Source organism: Burkholderia pyrrocinia (genome assembly GCF_003330765.1).
GTDB lineage: Bacteria > Pseudomonadota > Gammaproteobacteria > Burkholderiales > Burkholderiaceae > Burkholderia > Burkholderia pyrrocinia_B.
In genome coordinates this window covers 2,568,038-2,585,320 of record NZ_CP024902.1, presented here as the reverse complement: position 1 = coordinate 2,585,320, position 17,283 = coordinate 2,568,038, and the positions used below count along the sequence as shown (strand labels likewise).

At 63.5% G+C, this 17,283-nt stretch carries 17 protein-coding genes; all 17 read left to right on the top strand.

Features of this window, described 5'->3' with window-relative positions; translation table 11 throughout:
- Positions 1 to 49: 49 nt before the first annotated feature.
- The 17 genes from CUJ89_RS12485 (at position 50) to CUJ89_RS12405 (ending at position 17,268) form a co-directional block, all read left to right on the top strand.
- Complete coding sequence (locus CUJ89_RS12485; RefSeq protein WP_006398799.1) at positions 50 to 529, top strand: NuoB/complex I 20 kDa subunit family protein; 480 nt, start codon at positions 50 to 52, stop codon at positions 527 to 529.
- 21 nt (positions 530 to 550) lie between these two features.
- Complete coding sequence (locus CUJ89_RS12480) at positions 551 to 1,153, top strand: NADH-quinone oxidoreductase subunit C (protein WP_006478264.1); 603 nt, start codon at positions 551 to 553, stop codon at positions 1,151 to 1,153.
- A gap of 9 nt (positions 1,154 to 1,162) precedes the next feature.
- The gene (locus CUJ89_RS12475; protein WP_114177583.1) at positions 1,163 to 2,416 is read left to right on the top strand and encodes an NADH-quinone oxidoreductase subunit D; all 1,254 of its coding nucleotides are present in this window, start codon (positions 1,163 to 1,165) and stop codon (positions 2,414 to 2,416) included.
- Positions 2,417 to 2,586: 170 nt separating this feature from the next.
- On the top strand, positions 2,587 to 3,072 hold the full coding sequence (gene nuoE / locus CUJ89_RS12470) for an NADH-quinone oxidoreductase subunit NuoE (protein ID WP_006756903.1): 486 nt from the start codon (positions 2,587 to 2,589) through the stop codon (positions 3,070 to 3,072).
- Positions 3,069 to 4,391 (top strand): NADH-quinone oxidoreductase subunit NuoF, encoded by a 1,323-nt coding sequence (gene nuoF, locus CUJ89_RS12465; RefSeq protein ID WP_114177582.1) that lies wholly within the window; start codon positions 3,069 to 3,071, stop codon positions 4,389 to 4,391. The genes nuoE and nuoF overlap by 4 nt, the downstream gene beginning before the upstream one ends.
- Positions 4,392 to 4,476: 85 nt before the next feature.
- Positions 4,477 to 6,807 carry an NADH-quinone oxidoreductase subunit NuoG gene (nuoG, locus tag CUJ89_RS12460; protein ID WP_114177581.1) on the top strand — a complete coding sequence of 777 codons (2,331 nt, stop codon included), beginning with the start codon at positions 4,477 to 4,479 and terminating at the stop codon, positions 6,805 to 6,807.
- Positions 6,808 to 7,875: an NADH-quinone oxidoreductase subunit NuoH gene (gene nuoH / locus CUJ89_RS12455; RefSeq protein WP_114177580.1), complete on the top strand. Its 1,068-nt coding sequence runs from the start codon at positions 6,808 to 6,810 to the stop codon at positions 7,873 to 7,875. It abuts the gene before it with no gap.
- A gap of 12 nt (positions 7,876 to 7,887) precedes the next feature.
- Entirely contained in the window at positions 7,888 to 8,376 is a 489-nt protein-coding gene (gene nuoI, locus CUJ89_RS12450) for an NADH-quinone oxidoreductase subunit NuoI (protein WP_114177579.1), read from the top strand.
- A 112-nt stretch (positions 8,377 to 8,488) separates the two neighbouring features.
- Complete coding sequence (locus tag CUJ89_RS12445) at positions 8,489 to 9,139, top strand: NADH-quinone oxidoreductase subunit J (protein WP_114177578.1); 651 nt, start codon at positions 8,489 to 8,491, stop codon at positions 9,137 to 9,139.
- 18 nt (positions 9,140 to 9,157) lie between these two features.
- Positions 9,158 to 9,463, top strand: a complete 306-nt coding sequence (gene nuoK, locus CUJ89_RS12440; RefSeq protein ID WP_114177577.1) for an NADH-quinone oxidoreductase subunit NuoK — start codon at positions 9,158 to 9,160, stop codon at positions 9,461 to 9,463.
- 17 nt (positions 9,464 to 9,480) lie between these two features.
- Positions 9,481 to 11,535 (top strand): NADH-quinone oxidoreductase subunit L, encoded by a 2,055-nt coding sequence (nuoL, locus tag CUJ89_RS12435; RefSeq protein ID WP_114177576.1) that lies wholly within the window; start codon positions 9,481 to 9,483, stop codon positions 11,533 to 11,535.
- Between the two features lie 15 nt (positions 11,536 to 11,550).
- Complete coding sequence (locus CUJ89_RS12430; protein WP_114177575.1) at positions 11,551 to 13,041, top strand: NADH-quinone oxidoreductase subunit M; 1,491 nt, start codon at positions 11,551 to 11,553, stop codon at positions 13,039 to 13,041.
- A gap of 36 nt (positions 13,042 to 13,077) precedes the next feature.
- Positions 13,078 to 14,532 carry an NADH-quinone oxidoreductase subunit NuoN gene (gene nuoN, locus CUJ89_RS12425; protein WP_201752308.1) on the top strand — a complete coding sequence of 485 codons (1,455 nt, stop codon included), beginning with the start codon at positions 13,078 to 13,080 and terminating at the stop codon, positions 14,530 to 14,532.
- A complete protein-coding gene (locus tag CUJ89_RS12420) occupies positions 14,532 to 14,828 on the top strand; it encodes a DUF2818 family protein (protein ID WP_047898602.1) in 297 nt (98 codons plus the stop codon). Before nuoN ends, CUJ89_RS12420 begins: the two co-directional genes overlap by 1 nt.
- A gap of 39 nt (positions 14,829 to 14,867) precedes the next feature.
- Complete coding sequence (locus CUJ89_RS12415) at positions 14,868 to 15,458, top strand: NUDIX domain-containing protein (RefSeq protein WP_114177574.1); 591 nt, start codon at positions 14,868 to 14,870, stop codon at positions 15,456 to 15,458.
- Between the two features lie 136 nt (positions 15,459 to 15,594).
- Positions 15,595 to 16,017 (top strand): DUF1178 family protein, encoded by a 423-nt coding sequence (locus CUJ89_RS12410; RefSeq protein ID WP_043188814.1) that lies wholly within the window; start codon positions 15,595 to 15,597, stop codon positions 16,015 to 16,017.
- 54 nt (positions 16,018 to 16,071) lie between these two features.
- On the top strand, positions 16,072 to 17,268 hold the full coding sequence (locus tag CUJ89_RS12405) for an acyl-CoA dehydrogenase family protein (RefSeq protein WP_114177573.1): 1,197 nt from the start codon (positions 16,072 to 16,074) through the stop codon (positions 17,266 to 17,268).
- The last annotated feature ends 15 nt before the right edge of the window (positions 17,269 to 17,283 follow it).

Here is a 17,283-nt window from a genome sequence, read left to right as displayed (position 1 = left end):
GGTTTGCATGGGCGGCCACGCTCGGTCGCTCGTCTGGAGTGGAAAGCAAATGAGTATCGAAGGGGTCTTGAAGGAAGGGTTTGTCACCACGACGGCTGACAAGCTGATCAACTGGACGCGTACCGGCTCGTTGTGGCCGATGACGTTCGGGCTCGCGTGTTGCGCCGTCGAGATGATGCACGCGGGCGCGGCCCGTTACGATCTGGACCGGTTCGGCGTCGTGTTCCGCCCGAGCCCGCGTCAATCGGACGTGATGATCGTCGCCGGCACGCTCTGCAACAAGATGGCGCCCGCACTGCGCCGCGTGTACGACCAGATGGCCGAGCCGCGCTGGGTGATCTCGATGGGGTCGTGCGCGAATGGCGGCGGCTACTACCATTACTCGTACTCGGTGGTCCGCGGCTGCGACCGGATCGTGCCGGTCGACGTCTACGTGCCGGGCTGTCCGCCCACGGCCGAGGCGCTGGTCTACGGCGTGATCCAGCTTCAGGCGAAGATCCGCCGCACCAATACCATCGCCCGTCAATAAAGCCCCGAGCGTCCCCTCAATATGGCAAGCAAAATCGAGACCCTCAAGGCAAACCTCGAAGCCGCGCTCGGCGCGCGCGTGGTGAGCCTCACCGAAGCGATCGGTGAACTGACGCTCGTCGTGAAGGCGAGCGATTACCTCGAAGTCGCAAAGACGCTGCGCGACGATCCGAAGCTCCGTTTCGAGCAACTGATCGACCTCTGCGGCGTCGACTACCAGACCTTCGGCGATGGCGCTTACGACGGCCCGCGCTTCGCGGCCGTGTCGCACCTGCTGTCGGTCACGAACAACTGGCGCCTGCGCCTGCGTGCATTCGCGCCGGACGACGACCTGCCGATCGTGGCATCGCTGGTCGACATCTGGACCTCCGCGAACTGGTACGAGCGCGAAGCGTTCGACCTGTACGGCATCGTGTTCGAAGGCCACCCCGACCTGCGCCGCATCCTCACCGACTATGGCTTCATCGGTCACCCGTTCCGCAAGGACTTCCCGGTGTCAGGCTACGTCGAAATGCGTTACGACCCGGAAGAGAAGCGGGTCGTGTACCAGCCGGTGACGATCGAGCCGCGCGAAATCACGCCGCGCGTGATCCGCGAGGATCGCTATGGCGGTCTGAAACATTAAGGGGGCGTCATGGCAGAAATCAAGAACTACACGCTCAACTTCGGCCCGCAGCACCCGGCAGCGCACGGCGTGCTGCGCCTCGTGCTCGAGCTCGACGGCGAAGTCATCCAGCGTGCCGATCCGCACATCGGCCTGCTGCACCGCGCGACCGAAAAGCTCGCGGAATCCAAGACCTTCATCCAGTCCGTGCCGTACATGGACCGTCTCGACTACGTGTCGATGATGGTCAACGAGCACGGCTACGTGCTCGCGATCGAAAAGCTGCTCGGTATCGAAGTACCGGAGCGCGCGCAGTACATCCGCGTGCTGTTCGACGAGGTCACGCGCGTGCTGAACCACCTGATGTGGATCGGCGCACACGCACTCGACGTCGGCGCGATGGCCGTGTTCCTGTACGCATTCCGTGAACGCGAAGACCTGATGGACGTGTACGAAGCGGTGTCCGGCGCCCGGATGCACGCGGCGTACTACCGTCCGGGCGGCGTCTACCGCGATCTGCCTGACGTGATGCCGCAATACAAGGCGTCGAAGATTCGCAACGAGAAGGCGCTCGCGAGGATGAACGAATCGCGCAGCGGCTCGGTGCTCGACTTCATCGACGATTTCTTCACGCGCTTCCCGAAGTGCGTCGACGAATACGAAACGCTGCTGACCGACAACCGGATCTGGAAGCAGCGTCTGGTCGGGATCGGCGTGGTCAGCCCCGAACGCGCGCTGCAGATGGGCATGACGGGCCCGATGCTGCGCGGCTCGGGCATCGCGTGGGACCTGCGCAAGAAGCAGCCGTATGAAGTGTACGATCGCATGGATTTCGACGTACCGGTCGGCGTGAACGGCGATTGCTACGACCGCTATCTGGTGCGCGTCGAAGAAATGCGCCAGTCGGTCCGCATCGCGAAACAGTGTATTGAGTGGCTCCGCAAGAATCCGGGCCCGGTGATGACGGACAATCACAAGGTTGCACCGCCGTCGCGCGTCGGCATGAAGACCAACATGGAAGACTTGATTCACCACTTCAAGCTCTTCACCGAAGGTTTCCATGTGCCGGAAGGCGAAGCGTACGCGGCGGTCGAGCATCCGAAGGGTGAATTCGGCATCTACCTCGTGTCGGACGGCGCCAACAAGCCGTATCGCCTCAAGATTCGCGCACCGGGTTTCGCGCACCTGGCGTCGCTCGACGAAATGGCACGCGGTCACATGATCGCCGACGCCGTCACGATCATCGGTACGCAGGACATCGTGTTCGGCGAAATCGACCGCTAATGGTTGCGCCGCCTGCGCGAGCGGGCGGCGAGCAGCAAGTCACACGCGATGCGCGCTGAACCGGCGCGGTTTCGCAAGCTGTCAACAGAGTGAGCGCCAGGTCTGCCGTCCATGCACCCCAGTGCGGCAGGTTGTTCGTTCGGTAGGAATTGAAAGAGTCGTGTCTGAAAATGATCTCAGCTGAAGGCCTGAAGGAAATCGATCGAGCGTTGACGAAGTATCCCGCCGATCAGAAACAGTCCGCCGTGATGTCGGCGTTGGCCGTTGCTCAGGAAGAGCACGGCTGGCTGTCGCCCGAACTGATGCAGTTCGTTGCGGACTATCTCGGCATGCCGGCTGTTGCCGTGCAGGAAGTCGCGACGTTCTACACGATGTACGAGCTCAACCCGGTCGGCAAGCACAAGATCACGCTTTGCACGAACCTGCCGTGCCAGCTTGGTCCGCACGGCGGCGCGGAAGCGACTGCCGACTACCTGAAACAGAAGCTGGGCATCGGCTTCGGCGAGACCACGCCCGACGGCAAGTTCACGCTGAAGGAAGGCGAATGCATGGGCTCGTGCGGCGATGCGCCGGTGCTGCTGGTGAACAATCACAGAATGTGCAGCTTCATGAGCCGCGAGAAGATCGACCAGCTGCTTGAGGAGCTCTCGAAATGACGTCCCTCCACGACCGTCACATCAAACCGCTGATCCTCGCTGGTCTGAACGGCGAGAACTGGCATCTCGAAGACTACGTTGCGCGCGGCGGCTACAAGCAGTTGCGCCGCATTCTCGAAGAAAAGATTCCGCCCGAGCAGGTGATCGCCGACGTGAAGGCGTCGGGCCTGCGCGGCCGTGGCGGTGCGGGTTTTCCGACCGGCCTGAAGTGGAGCTTCATGCCGCGTCAGTTCCCGGGGCAGAAGTACCTCGTCTGCAACTCGGACGAGGGCGAGCCGGGCACGTTCAAGGATCGCGACATCCTGCGCTGGAACCCGCACGCGCTGATCGAAGGCATGGCCATCGGCGCCTACGCGATGGGCATCACCGTCGGCTACAACTACATCCACGGCGAAATCTTCGAAGTGTATCGACGCTTCGAGGCCGCGCTCGATGAAGCGCGCGCCGCCGGGTTCCTCGGCGACCACATCATGGGCTCGGAATTCTCGTTCCAGCTGCACGCGCACCACGGTTACGGCGCGTACATCTGCGGTGAGGAAACGGCGCTGCTCGAGTCGCTCGAAGGCAAGAAGGGCCAGCCGCGCTTCAAGCCGCCGTTCCCGGCGAGCTTCGGCGTGTACGGCAAGCCGACCACGATCAACAACACGGAGACGTTCGCCGCGGTGCCGTTCCTGCTGTCCATCGGGCCGCAGAACTACCTCGAGATCGGCAAGCCGAACAACGGCGGCACGAAGATCTTCTCGGTGTCGGGCGACGTCGAGCGTCCGGGCAACTACGAAGTGCCGCTCGGCACGCCGTTCGCGACGCTGCTGGAGCTCGCCGGCGGGATGCGCGGCGGCAAGAAGATCAAGGCCGTGATTCCGGGCGGTTCGTCGGCACCGGTGGTGCCGGGCGACATCATGATGCAGACCGATCTCGACTACGATGCGATCGCGAAGGCTGGCTCGATGCTCGGTTCCGGCGCGGTGATCGTGATGGACGAGACGCGCTGCATGGTGCGCTCGCTGCTGCGCCTGTCGTACTTCTACTACGAAGAATCGTGCGGCCAGTGCACGCCGTGCCGTGAAGGCACCGGCTGGCTGTATCGCGTCGTGAACCGTATCGAGCACGGCGAAGGCCGCCAGGAAGATCTGGACCTGCTGAACTCGGTTGCCGAGAACATCATGGGCCGCACGATCTGCGCGCTCGGCGATGCGGCGGCGATGCCGGTACGCGGGATGCTCAAGCACTACTGGGACGAATTCGCGTACCACGTCGAGCACAAGCACTGCATGGTCGGCGGCCACGCGCCGCATGTGGCATCGGCTGCGGCTGCCTGAAGCGAAACACCCGGTTGCGGAATTTGAGCGCACGGTCGGGCGAAGGCGCGAACGGGCGGAAATAGGTTAAGGACCATTCACCATCATGGTTGAACTTGAAATAGACGGCAAGAAGGTCGAGGTGCCCGAAGGCAGCATGGTGATCCAGGCTGCGCACAAGGCGGATACGTACATTCCTCACTTCTGCTATCACAAGAAACTGTCGGTTGCGGCCAACTGCCGGATGTGTCTCGTCGAAGTCGAGAAGATGCCGAAGGCCGTGCCTGCCTGCGCGACCCCCGTGTCGGCCGGCATGATCGTCCACACGCAGTCCGACAAGGCCGTGAAGGCGCAGCAGTCGGTGATGGAATTCCTCCTCATCAATCACCCGCTCGATTGCCCGATCTGCGATCAGGGCGGCGAATGCCAGCTGCAGGATCTGGCGGTCGGCTACGGCAAGTCGTCGTCGCGCTACTCGGAAGAAAAGCGCGTGGTGTTCCACAAGAACGTGGGCCCGCTGATCTCGATGGAAGAAATGTCGCGCTGCATCCACTGCACGCGCTGCGTCCGTTTCGGCCAGGAAATCGCCGGCGTGATGGAGTTCGGCATGCTGGGCCGCGGCGAGCACTCGGAAATCACGACGTTCGTCGGCAAGACGGTCGACTCCGAGATGTCGGGCAACATGATCGACCTGTGCCCGGTCGGCGCGCTGACCAGCAAGCCGTTCCGTTACAGCGCCCGGACGTGGGAACTGTCGCGCCGCAAGTCGGTGAGCCCGCACGATTCCGTCGGCGCGAACCTCGTCGTGCAGGTGAAGAACAACCGCGTGATGCGCGTGCTGCCGTTCGAGAACGAAGCGATCAACGAATGCTGGATCTCGGACAAGGACCGCTTCTCGTATGAAGGCCTCAACAGCGAAGAGCGCCTGACGAAGCCGATGCTGAAGCAGGGCGGCCAGTGGATCGAGACCGACTGGCAGACCGCGCTCGAATATGTCGCGAAGGGCCTGAAGGGCATCGCCGCGGATCACGGCGCGAACGCGCTGGCGATGCTCGCGAGCGCGCACAGCACCGCTGAAGAGCTGTTCCTCGTGAAGCAGCTCGCCAACGAACTGAAGACGCCGAACGTCGATTTCCGTCTGCGTCAGCAGGATTTCTCGGCGCCGGTCCAGGGCGCACCGTGGCTTGGCATGCCGATTGCCGACCTGTCGAACGTGGACGCCGCGTTCGTCGTCGGTTCGTTCCTGCGCCGCGATCACCCGCTGTTTGCCGCCCGCCTGCGCCAGGCCGCGAAGAACGGCGCGAAGCTGCACTTCCTGCACGCGACCGGTGACGACGCACTGATCCCGACCGCGCAGCGCATCGTCGCCGCGCCGTCGGCATGGCTCGACGAGCTGGCCGGCATCGCCGCGGCCGTCGCGCAACTGCGCGGCGTCGCGCTGCCCGACACGCTGGCGGGCATTACGGCATCACCGGCAGCACAGGCTGTCGCCCAGTCGCTCGCGAACGGCGAACGCCGTGCGGTGCTGCTCGGCAACGTGGCCGTCCGCCATCCGGAATTCGCGAAGGTGCACGCCGTCGCCCAATGGATCGCCGACAACACCGGTGCCACGTTCGGCTTCCTGACGGAAGCGGCGAACACGGTCGGCGCGCACGTCGTCGGCGCGCTGCCGGGCGAAGGCGGCCTGAATGCACGCGAAGCGTTCGCCCAGCCGCGCAAGGGTTACGTGCTGCTGAACGTCGAACCGGAATTCGACACGGCTGATCCGGCGCAGGCGCTTGCCGCGCTGAACCAGGCGGAGATGGTCGTCGTGATGTCGCCGTTCAAGCACGGCCTCGACTATGCGGACGTGCTGCTGCCGATCGCGCCGTTCACGGAAACGTCCGGCACGTTCGTCAACGCGGAAGGCACGGTGCAAGGCTTCAACGGCGTCGTGCGCCCGCTCGGCGACACGCGTCCGGCATGGAAGGTGCTGCGCGTGCTCGGCAGCCTGCTCGGCCTGCCGAACTTCGAATACGAAACGGCTGAAGAAGTCCGTCTCGCGGCGCTCGGCGACGCGGGCGTCGCGAACCGCCTGTCGAACCAGACGTCGGTCGCACCGGCACGTGTCACGGCGCCGGCGGCCAACGGCGGTTTCGAGCGCCTGGCCGACGTGCCGATCTATCACGCCGACGCACTCGTGCGCCGCGCAGATGCGCTGCACCTGACGGCCGCCGCGAAGGTCGCGAACGCCGCGGGCCTGCCTGCCGCGCTGTTCGACAAGCTGGGCTTGAAGGAAGGCGACGCGGTGCGCGTGCGCCAGGGCGAGCGTGCGGTGCAGTTGCCGGCCGTGCGTGACGTGAATCTTGCGGAGACGGTCGTTCGCGTGTCGGCGGCGACGCCTGCCGGCGCAGCGCTCGGCGGTCTCTCCGGTGAACTGGTGGTGGAGAAGGCGTAAATGAGCTTGTTCGATACGATCAACTCTGGCGGAGCCGAACTTCTCGGCTTTGCGTGGCCGACGGTGTGGGCAGTCGTGCGCATCCTCGTCGTCTCCGTCGTGATCCTGCTGTGCGTCGCGTACCTGATTCTGTGGGAACGCAAGCTGATCGGCTGGATGCACGTGCGTCTCGGTCCGAACCGCGTCGGCCCCGGCGGCCTGCTGCAGCCGATCGCCGACGTGCTGAAGCTGCTGCTGAAGGAAGTCATTCAGCCGAGCGCCGCCAGCCGCTGGCTATACCTGATCGCGCCGGTCATGACCGTCGTGCCGGCGTTCGCCGTGTGGGCCGTGATCCCGTTCCAGGCCCAGGCCGTGCTCGCGAACATCAACGCGGGCCTGCTGTACGCGATGGCGATCTCGTCGATCGGCGTGTACGCGGTGATCCTCGCGGGCTGGGCGTCGAACTCGAAGTATGCGTTCCTCGGCGCAATGCGCGCCGCGGCGCAGATGGTGTCGTACGAAATCTCGATGGGCTTCGCGCTGGTGCTCGTGCTGATGACGGCCGGCAGCCTGAACATGTCGGAAATCGTCAATTCGCAGCAGCATGGCTTCTTCGCGGGCCACGGCGTGAACTTCCTGTCGTGGAACTGGCTGCCGCTCCTGCCGGCGTTCGTCGTCTACTTCATCTCGGGCATCGCCGAAACGAACCGTCACCCGTTCGACGTGGTGGAAGGGGAGTCGGAAATCGTTGCCGGTCACATGATCGATTACTCGGGCATGGCGTTCGCGCTGTTCTTCCTCGCCGAGTACATCAACATGATCGTGATCTCGGCGCTGGCCGCGACGCTGTTCCTCGGCGGCTGGGATGCACCGTTTGAATTCCTGTCGTTCATTCCGGGCATCTTCTGGCTGGTGCTGAAGGTCTTCGCACTGCTGTCGGTGTTCATCTGGGTTCGCGCGACGTTCCCGCGCTACCGTTACGACCAGATCATGCGTCTGGGCTGGAAGGTGTTCCTGCCCGTCACGGTGATCTGGGTGGTCGTGGTCGGCTTCTGGATGATGTCGCCGCTCAACATCTGGGTGAAGTAATCGGACGAAATCATGACGGCAATCCAACACTTCTTTAAGACTTTCTTCCTGACCGAGCTGCTGAAGGGGCTTGCGATAACGGGGCGTTACACGTTCAAGCGCAAGTTCACCGTGCAGTTCCCGGAAGAGAAGACCCCGATTTCGCCGCGTTTTCGCGGGCTGCATGCGCTGCGCCGCTATGAAAATGGCGAAGAGCGCTGCATCGCGTGCAAGCTCTGCGAGGCCGTGTGCCCTGCACTGGCGATCACGATCGAATCGGAAACGCGCGCGGACAACACGCGCCGCACGACGCGCTACGACATCGACCTGACGAAGTGCATCTTCTGCGGTTTCTGCGAAGAGAGCTGCCCGGTCGATTCGATCGTCGAGACGCAGATTCTCGAGTACCACGGCGAAAAGCGCGGCGACCTGTATTTCACGAAGGAAATGCTGCTCGCGGTGGGCGATCGCTACGAGAAGGACATCGCCGCAGCGAAGGCTGCCGACGCGCCGTATCGTTGATTGTGTTTGCAGTGCCGGCCCGAAGCACGGGCCGAGCCGCCGCGACGGGTGCGGCACGCGAGAGCGTCCCGCAAGCCGCGCCTGACTATGGCCTAACGATGAACCGGTAATCATGGAATTCACGACCGTACTGTTCTACATCTTCGCGCTGCTCCTGGTGGTATCAGGGCTGAAGGTGATCACTTCGCGCAACCCGGTGGCGTCTGCGCTCTTCCTTGTGCTGGCGTTCTTCAACGCTGCCGCGATCTGGATGCTGCTGGAAGCGGAGTTCCTCGCGATCCTGCTGGTGCTGGTCTACGTGGGCGCCGTGATGGTGTTGTTCCTGTTCGTCGTGATGATGCTGGACATCAACATCGACTACCTGCGTCGCGACTTCAAGCGCTTCGTGCCGATGGCGACCGTGGTCGGCGCGATCATCGTGATCGAGACCGCGCTGATCCTGTGGCGCGGCTACGGCGACACGCACACGGTGCACGCGATGGCGACGGGCGAGATGGCCAACTGGTCGAACACGCGACTGATCGGCAAGGTGATCTACACCGACTACATCTTCGCGTTTGAAATCGCCGGTCTCGTGCTGCTGGTCGCGATCATTGCAGCAATCGGGCTGACCGAGCGCAAGGGCAAGGACAGCAAGCGCCAGCGCGTGTCGGATCAGGTCAAGGTGCGCCGCGACGACCGCGTGCGCCTCGTGAAGATGGAAGCGGAAAAGCCGCAGCCGGAAACGGCGCAGAGCGAAGCCGGCACGAGCACCAACGGCTAAGCGGAGGAAAGAAAAACCATGTTGACTCTTGCTCATTACCTCGTGCTCGGCGCGATCCTGTTCGCGATCAGCATCGTCGGGATTTTCCTGAACCGCCGCAACATCATCATCATCCTGATGGCGATCGAACTGATGCTGCTGGCGGTGAATACCAACTTCGTCGCGTTCTCGCACTACCTCGGCGATGTGCACGGCCAGATCTTCGTGTTCTTCGTGCTGACGGTCGCCGCAGCGGAAGCCGCGATCGGTCTCGCGATTCTGGTGACCCTGTTCCGCAAGCTCGACACGATCAATGTCGAGGATCTCGATCAGCTCAAAGGTTAATCTCAGGCAACGCTGTTATGTCAACGACACTCAATGAAAACCTGCTGCTGGCGATTCCGCTCGCTCCGCTGGCCGGCTCGCTGATTGCGGGGCTGTTCGGGAACGCAGTCGGGCGCAAGGGCGCACACCGGATCACGATCCTCGGCGTAATGATCGCGTTCCTCCTGTCGGCGAAAGTCTTCTTCGACGTGATAGGCGGCGCGAGCTTCAACGCGACCGTCTACGAATGGATGAACGTCGGCTCGCTGAAGCTCGAAATCGGCTTCCTCGTCGATTCGCTGACCGCGATGATGATGGTCGTCGTGACCTTCGTCTCGCTGATGGTGCACATCTACACGATCGGCTACATGGCGGAAGAAGACGGCTACCAGCGCTTCTTCTCGTACATCTCGCTGTTCACGTTCTCGATGCTGATGCTCGTGATGAGCAACAACTTCCTGCAGCTGTTCTTCGGCTGGGAAGCAGTGGGTCTGGTGTCGTACCTGCTGATCGGCTTCTACTTCACGCGCGAGAGCGCGATCTACGCGAACATGAAGGCGTTCCTCGTGAACCGCGTGGGCGACTTCGGCTTCCTGCTCGGCATCGGCCTGCTGCTCGCATTCGCCGGCTCGATGAACTACGGCGAAGTGTTCGCGAAGCGCGCTGAGCTCGCGAGCCTGCACTTCCCGGGCACCGACTGGGGCCTGCTGACCGTCGCCTGTATCTGCCTGTTCATCGGCGCGATGGGTAAATCGGCACAGTTCCCGTTGCACGTGTGGCTGCCGGACTCGATGGAAGGCCCGACCCCGATCTCGGCGCTGATTCACGCGGCGACGATGGTGACGGCCGGCATCTTCATGGTGTCGCGCATGTCGCCGCTGTTCGAGCTGTCGGACACCGCGCTGTCGTTCGTCACGGTGATCGGCGCGATCACGGCGCTGTTCATGGGCTTCCTCGGCATCATCCAGAACGACATCAAGCGCGTCGTCGCTTACTCGACGCTGTCGCAGCTCGGCTACATGACGGTCGCGCTCGGCGTGTCCGCATACCCGGTCGCGCTGTTCCACCTGATGACGCACGCGTTCTTCAAGGCGCTGCTGTTCCTCGGCGCCGGCTCGGTCATCATGGGCATGCACCACGACCAGGACATCCGCAACATGGGCGGCCTGCGCAAGTACATGCCGATCACGTGGATCACGTCGCTGGTCGGTTCGCTCGCGCTGATCGGCACGCCGTTCTTCTCGGGCTTCTACTCGAAGGACTCGATCATCGACGCGGTGAAGCTGTCGCACCTGCCGGGTTCGGGCTTCGCATACTTCGCGGTCGTTGCGAGCGTGTTCGTCACGGCGCTGTACTCGTTCCGCATGTACTTCCTGGTGTTCCACGGCGAAGAGCGCTTCCGCAAGCCGAAGCATCCGGAATCGCCGATGGGCATGGCGGCCGCGCACGGTCACGACGACCACGGCCATGGCCACGGTCATGACGACCACGCGCATGAGCCGCACGAGACCCCGTGGGTCGTGTGGGTGCCGCTGGTGCTGCTGGCGATCCCGTCGGTGATCATCGGTGCGATCGCGGTCAGCCCGATGCTGTTCGGCGACTTCTTCCAGCACGGCGTTGCATTCGACAAGGTGATCTTCATCGGCGAAAACCATCCGGCGCTGGCCGAGATGGCCGAGGAGTTCCACGGCTGGGTGGGCATGGGCCTGCACTCGGTGTCGGGCCTGCCGGTCTGGCTCGCGCTCGCCGGTGTCGTCGTCGCATGGTTCCTGTACCTGAAGCGTCCTGAGCTGCCTGCCGTGATCCGCCGCGCGTTCGGTCCGATCTACACGCTGCTGGACAACAAGTACTACATGGACAAGATCAACGAAGTGGTGTTCGCCCGCGGTTCGGTGGCGATCGGCCGCGGCCTGTGGAAGGAGGGTGACGTCGTGGTGATCGACGGCCTCGTCAACGGCAGCGCCAGGTTCATCGGCTGGTTCGCCAGCGTGATCCGCTTCCTCCAATCCGGTTACATCTATCACTACGCGTTCGCCATGATCATCGGCATGCTGGGGCTCCTGACCCTGTTTGTAACGCTCGGCGGCAAATAAGGCGGGGGACAACTAATGCACGCTTTTCCGATTCTCAGTACCGCGATCTGGCTGCCGATCGTTTTCGGCCTCCTCGTGCTCGCGGTGGGTAACGACAAAAATCCGGGGACGGCCCGCTGGGTTGCGCTGATCGGCTCGCTGCTCGGCCTTGCGGTCACGATCCCGCTGATCACGGACTTCGACTCGAGCACGGCTGCGCTGCAGTTCGTCGAGAAGTCGACCTGGATCGAACGCTTCGACATCTCGTATCACCTCGGCGTCGACGGCATCTCGATGTGGTTCGTCGTGCTGACCGCACTGATCACGGTGATCGTCGTGATCAGCGCATGGGAAGTGATCACCGAGAACGTCGCGCAGTACTTCGCGGCGTTCCTGATCCTGTCCGGGATCATGATCGGCGTGTTCTCGGCGGCCGACGGCCTGCTGTTCTACGTATTCTTCGAGGCGACCCTGATCCCGATGTACATCATCATCGGCGTGTGGGGCGGCCCGAACCGCGTGTATGCGGCGTTCAAGTTCTTCCTGTACACGCTGGCCGGCTCGCTGCTGATGCTGGTCGCGCTGATCTACCTGTACACGGAAACGCACTCGTTCGACCTCGCGACGTGGCAGAACGCGAAGATCGCGATGACGCCACAGATCCTGCTGTTCATCGCATTCTTCCTCGCGTTTGCGGTGAAGGTGCCGATGTGGCCGGTGCACACGTGGCTGCCGGACGCGCACGTGGAAGCGCCGACGGGCGGCTCGGTCGTGCTGGCCGCGATCATGCTGAAGCTCGGCGCGTACGGTTTCCTGCGCTTCTCGCTGCCGATCACGCCTGACGCGAGCCACTTCCTGGCGCCTGTCGTGATCACGCTGTCGCTGATCGCGGTGATCTACATCGGCCTCGTCGCGATGGTGCAGGCCGACATGAAGAAGCTGGTCGCGTATTCGTCGATCGCGCACATGGGCTTCGTCACGCTCGGCTTCTTCATCTTCAACCAGCTCGGCGTCGAAGGCGCGATCATCCAGATGATCTCGCACGGCTTCGTGTCGGGCGCGATGTTCCTCTGCATCGGCGTGCTGTACGACCGCGTGCACTCGCGCCAGATCGCCGACTACGGCGGCGTCGTCAACGTGATGCCGAAGTTCGCGGCATTCGCGATGTTGTTCTCGATGGCCAACTGCGGCCTGCCGGGTACCTCGGGTTTCGTCGGCGAGTTCATGGTGATTCTCGCGGCCGTCCAGTACAACTTCTGGATCGCATTCGGCGCGGCATTCACGCTGATCCTCGGTGCTGCATACACGCTGTGGATGTACAAGCGCGTGTACTTCGGCGCGGTCGCGAACGATCACGTCGCCAAGCTGAAGGACATCGGCCGTCGCGAATTCGTGATGCTGGCCGTGCTAGCCGCGTTCACGATGCTGATGGGTCTGTATCCGAAGCCTTTCACCGACGTGATGCACGTTTCCGTGGAAAACCTCCTCTCCCACGTCGCGCAGTCCAAGCTGCCGCTGGCCCAGTAATCGCGAGTGGAGGAACTCAAGATCATGAACGCTCCTATGAATGTCCTGTTGCCTGATGCGCTGGTGATGGCCGCCATCGTCGTCGCATGGCTGAACGACACCTTTACCGGTGCTTCCGGCCGCCGCCTGACTTATCTGATCGCGGTCGTATCGTCGGTCGTCGCCGGCGTGTGGTTCGCGGTGCAGGCGCTCGACCCGCAGCAGTACTACTTCTTCTCGAAGATGGTCGTCGTCGACTCGTTCGCGAGCATGATGAAGGCCGTCGTGTCGATCGGGTTCGCGGTCTCGCTCGTCTATTCGCGCAAGTACCTCGAAGATCGCGACATGTTCCGCGGCGACGTGTTCCTGCTCGGCATGTTCTCGCTGCTCGGCCAGCTGGTCATGGTGTCGGGCAACAACTTCCTGACGCTGTACCTCGGTCTCGAACTGATGTCGCTGTCGCTGTACGCGATCATCGCGCTGCGCCGCGACGCCGCGCAGTCGAGCGAAGCCGCGATGAAGTACTACGTGCTGGGCGCGCTTGCGTCGGGCTTCGTGCTGTACGGCATCTCGATGCTCTACGGCGCGACCGGCTCGCTCGAGCTGGGCGAGGTGTACAAGGCGGTCGGCGGCAACACCGACGCAGCCGTGCTGATGTTCGGCGTGGTCTTCATCGTCGCCGGTATCGCATTCAAGCTCGGCGCCGTGCCGTTCCACATGTGGGTGCCGGACGTCTACCAGGGTGCACCGACCGCGATGACGCTGTTCGTCGGCGGCGGCCCGAAGGTTGCCGCGTTCGGGTGGGGCCTGCGCTTCCTGGTGATGGGCCTGCTGCCGCTCGCGCAGAACTGGCAGACCGCGCTCGTGATCCTCGCCGCGCTGTCGCTGATCGTCGGCAACATCACGGGTATCGTCCAGCGCAACATCAAGCGGATGCTCGCGTACTCGGCGATCTCGAACATGGGCTTCGTGCTGCTCGGCCTGCTCGCGGGCATCGTGAAGGGTGACGCGGCGGCACCGGCGAACGCATACAGCTCGGCGATGTTCTACGCGATCGTCTACCTGATCACGACGCTCGGCTCGTTCGGTGTGGTGATGCTGCTCGCGCGCCGCGATTTCGAAGCGGAAACGATCGACGACTTCAAGGGCCTCAACAAGCGCAGCCCGGTGTTCGCGTTCGTGATGATGGTCATGATGTTCTCGCTGGCAGGCATCCCGCCGACCGTCGGCTTCTACGCGAAGCTCGCCGTGCTCGAGGCGACCGTCAATGCCGGTCTCACGTGGCTGGCCGTGCTGGCCGTGATCACGTCGCTGTTCGGCGCGTTCTACTACCTGCGCATCGTGAAGCTGATGTACTTCGATGCACCGCAGGATGCGACGCCGATCACGGGCGATTTCTGCAAGCGCACGATCCTCGTGCTGAACGGCCTCGCGGTCGTCGTGCTCGGCCTGATCCCGAGCCCGCTGCTGACTGCCTGCCTGCAGGCGATCCGTCACACGCTGCCGCTGTAATGTCGGCAGCCGGCTGGTTTATCGTGCTGTTGGCGCTCGTATGCGCCAACCTGCCGTTCCTGAACCAACGCCTCTTCGCCGTCGTGCCGTTCGGCGCGGCGAAGAAGAGTGCGTGGGTGCGGATCGGCGAGTTGATCGTGCTGTACTTCATCGTCGGCGCGCTCGGCTTCTGGCTCGAGTCGCGCGCCGGCAACCGCTTCGAACAGGGCTGGCAGTTTTACGCGATCACGTTCAGCCTCTTCATCGTGTTCGCGTTTCCCGGCTTCACGTTCCAGTATCTCGTCAAACGACGCTGACGGCTCCGGCCGTCCGTCGTGCTCATTCAGGAGCCGCCGATGGCCGAACTACCCAATCACGACGCCGCACTGACCGAAACCTGCCTCGAGAGCGAGGCGATCTTCGACGGTGCGTTCCTCAAGCTCAAGCGCGACACCGTCCGTCTGCCGGACGGCAAGCGGGCCACGCGCGAATACGTCCAGCATCCGGGCGCGGTGATGGTGATCCCGCTGTTCGACGACGGCCGCGTGCTGATGGAAAGCCAGTTTCGCTACCCGATCGGCAAGGTGATGGCCGAATTCCCGGCCGGCAAGCTTGACCCGAACGAAGGCGCGCTCGCGTGTGCGGTGCGCGAACTGCGCGAGGAAACGGGTTACACGGCACGCGAATATGTGTTCCTGGCCCGGATTCACCCGATCATCTCCTATTCGACCGAATTCATCGACCTGTATCTTGCGCGCGGGCTGACGGCCGGCGAACGCAAGCTCGACGAAGGCGAATTCCTCGAAACCTTTACCGCGACGCAGTCCGACCTGCAGGAATGGGTGCGCACGGGCCAGATCTCCGACGTGAAGACGATCATCGGCACGATGTGGCTCGACAAGGTGCTATCCGGCACGTGGCCGCTCGGGCCGGTTCTGACGCCCTGAGCGCGGCGTCAGCGGCGGGTGGGGCGCCGCGTTACAATTCGGTGACGCGGCGCTTCCGCGTCGCGCGATCGGTATTTAGCACGATCGTTCACAAAACCGCTTTTTGCGCTACACTCGTCACACGCCCTGATTCAGCATGAAGGTCCTCGATTTACAGTGCCCGCACGGTCATCGGTTCGAAGGCTGGTTCGCTTCCGCCGATGAGTTCGAAGCGCAGTTGTCCCGCAAGCTGGTCGAATGTCCGGTGTGCGGGACGACCGAGGTCAACCGTCTGCCGTCGGCGCCGCGCCTGAACTTGTCGGGCGCGACGCAGGCACAGCCGGCCGATCCGCGTGCGCTGCAGGCGCAGGTGATGCGCGCGCTGCGCGAGGTGCTGGAGAAGACCGAGAACGTGGGCGAGCGCTTCGCCGAGGAAGCGCGGCGCATCCATTACAACGAGGCGCCGGCACGCAGCATTCGTGGCGTCACGACGCCGGAAGATGCGCAATCCTTGGCCGAAGAAGGCATCGACGTGATGCCGCTGCCGATTCCCGCCGCGCTGAAAGAACCGCTGCAATGACGTACGCAGCGGTTCCTTGCCGGGCCGGACGGCCGCGGCGAGGAGACACTGCGCATGGATCTGGATTATTCCCCCGCTGACGACGCGTTCCGCGTCGACGTCCGCGCCTGGCTCGAGGCCAACCTGCCTCATGCACTGCGCGCCAAAGTACTCGATCACAAACGACTCGACCGCGAGGATTTCGCGAGCTGGCACCGGATTCTCGGCCAGCGCGGCTGGTCCGCGCCAGCGTGGCCGGCCGAATACGGCGGCCCGGGCTGGAACGCGACGCAGCGGCACATCTGGGATGAGGAGTGCGCGCGGATCGGTGCACCGACCGTGCTGCCGTTCGGCGTGTCGATGGTCGCGCCGGTGCTGATGAAATACGGCAGCGAAGCGCAGAAGCGCCACTATTTGCCACGTATTCTCGACGGCTCGGACTGGTGGTGCCAGGGCTACTCGGAGCCGGGTTCCGGATCCGACCTCGCGTCGTTGCGCACGCGCGCCGAGCGCCATGGCGACCACTACGTCGTCAATGGCCAGAAAACCTGGACGACGCTCGGCCAGTACGCCGACATGATGTTCTGCCTCGTGCGCACCGATCCGGCCGCGAAGAAGCAGGAGGGCATCTCGTTCCTGCTGATCGACATGAAGACGCCCGGCATCACGGTGCGCCCGATCGTCATGCTCGACGAGGACCACGAGGTCAACGAGGTGTTCTTCGAGGACGTGAAGGTGCCGGTCGAGAATCTCGTCGGCGACGAGAACCGCGGCTGGACCTACGCGAAATACCTGCTTGGCCATGAGCGCACCGGCATCGCGCGCGTCGGCGCGTCAAAGCGCGAGCTCGCATTCCTGAAGCGCGTGGCGTCGAACCAGCGCAAGAACGGCAAGCCGTTGCTGGCCGATCCCGTGTTCGCCGCGAAGGTCGCGGCGCTCGAAGTCGAGTTGATGGCGCTCGAGGTGACGGTGCTGCGCGTCGTCAGCCGCGAGACGAGCGGCAAGGGGCCGGGCCCCGAGGCGTCGATGCTGAAGATCAAGGGCACCGAAGTGCAGCAGGCGCTCACCGAGCTGATGTTCGACGCGATCGGTCCGCTCGCCGCACCGTTCGACGTACCGTTCCTCGACGGCGAGCGCGAGCACAGCATCGCGGGCGACGACGATGCGGCGCCGCTCGCCGCGTACTACTTCAATTATCGGAAGACGTCGATCTACGGCGGTTCGAATGAAATCCAGAAGAACATCATCGCACAGATGATTCTGGGTCTGTGAGCCGGTTCGAGCGTG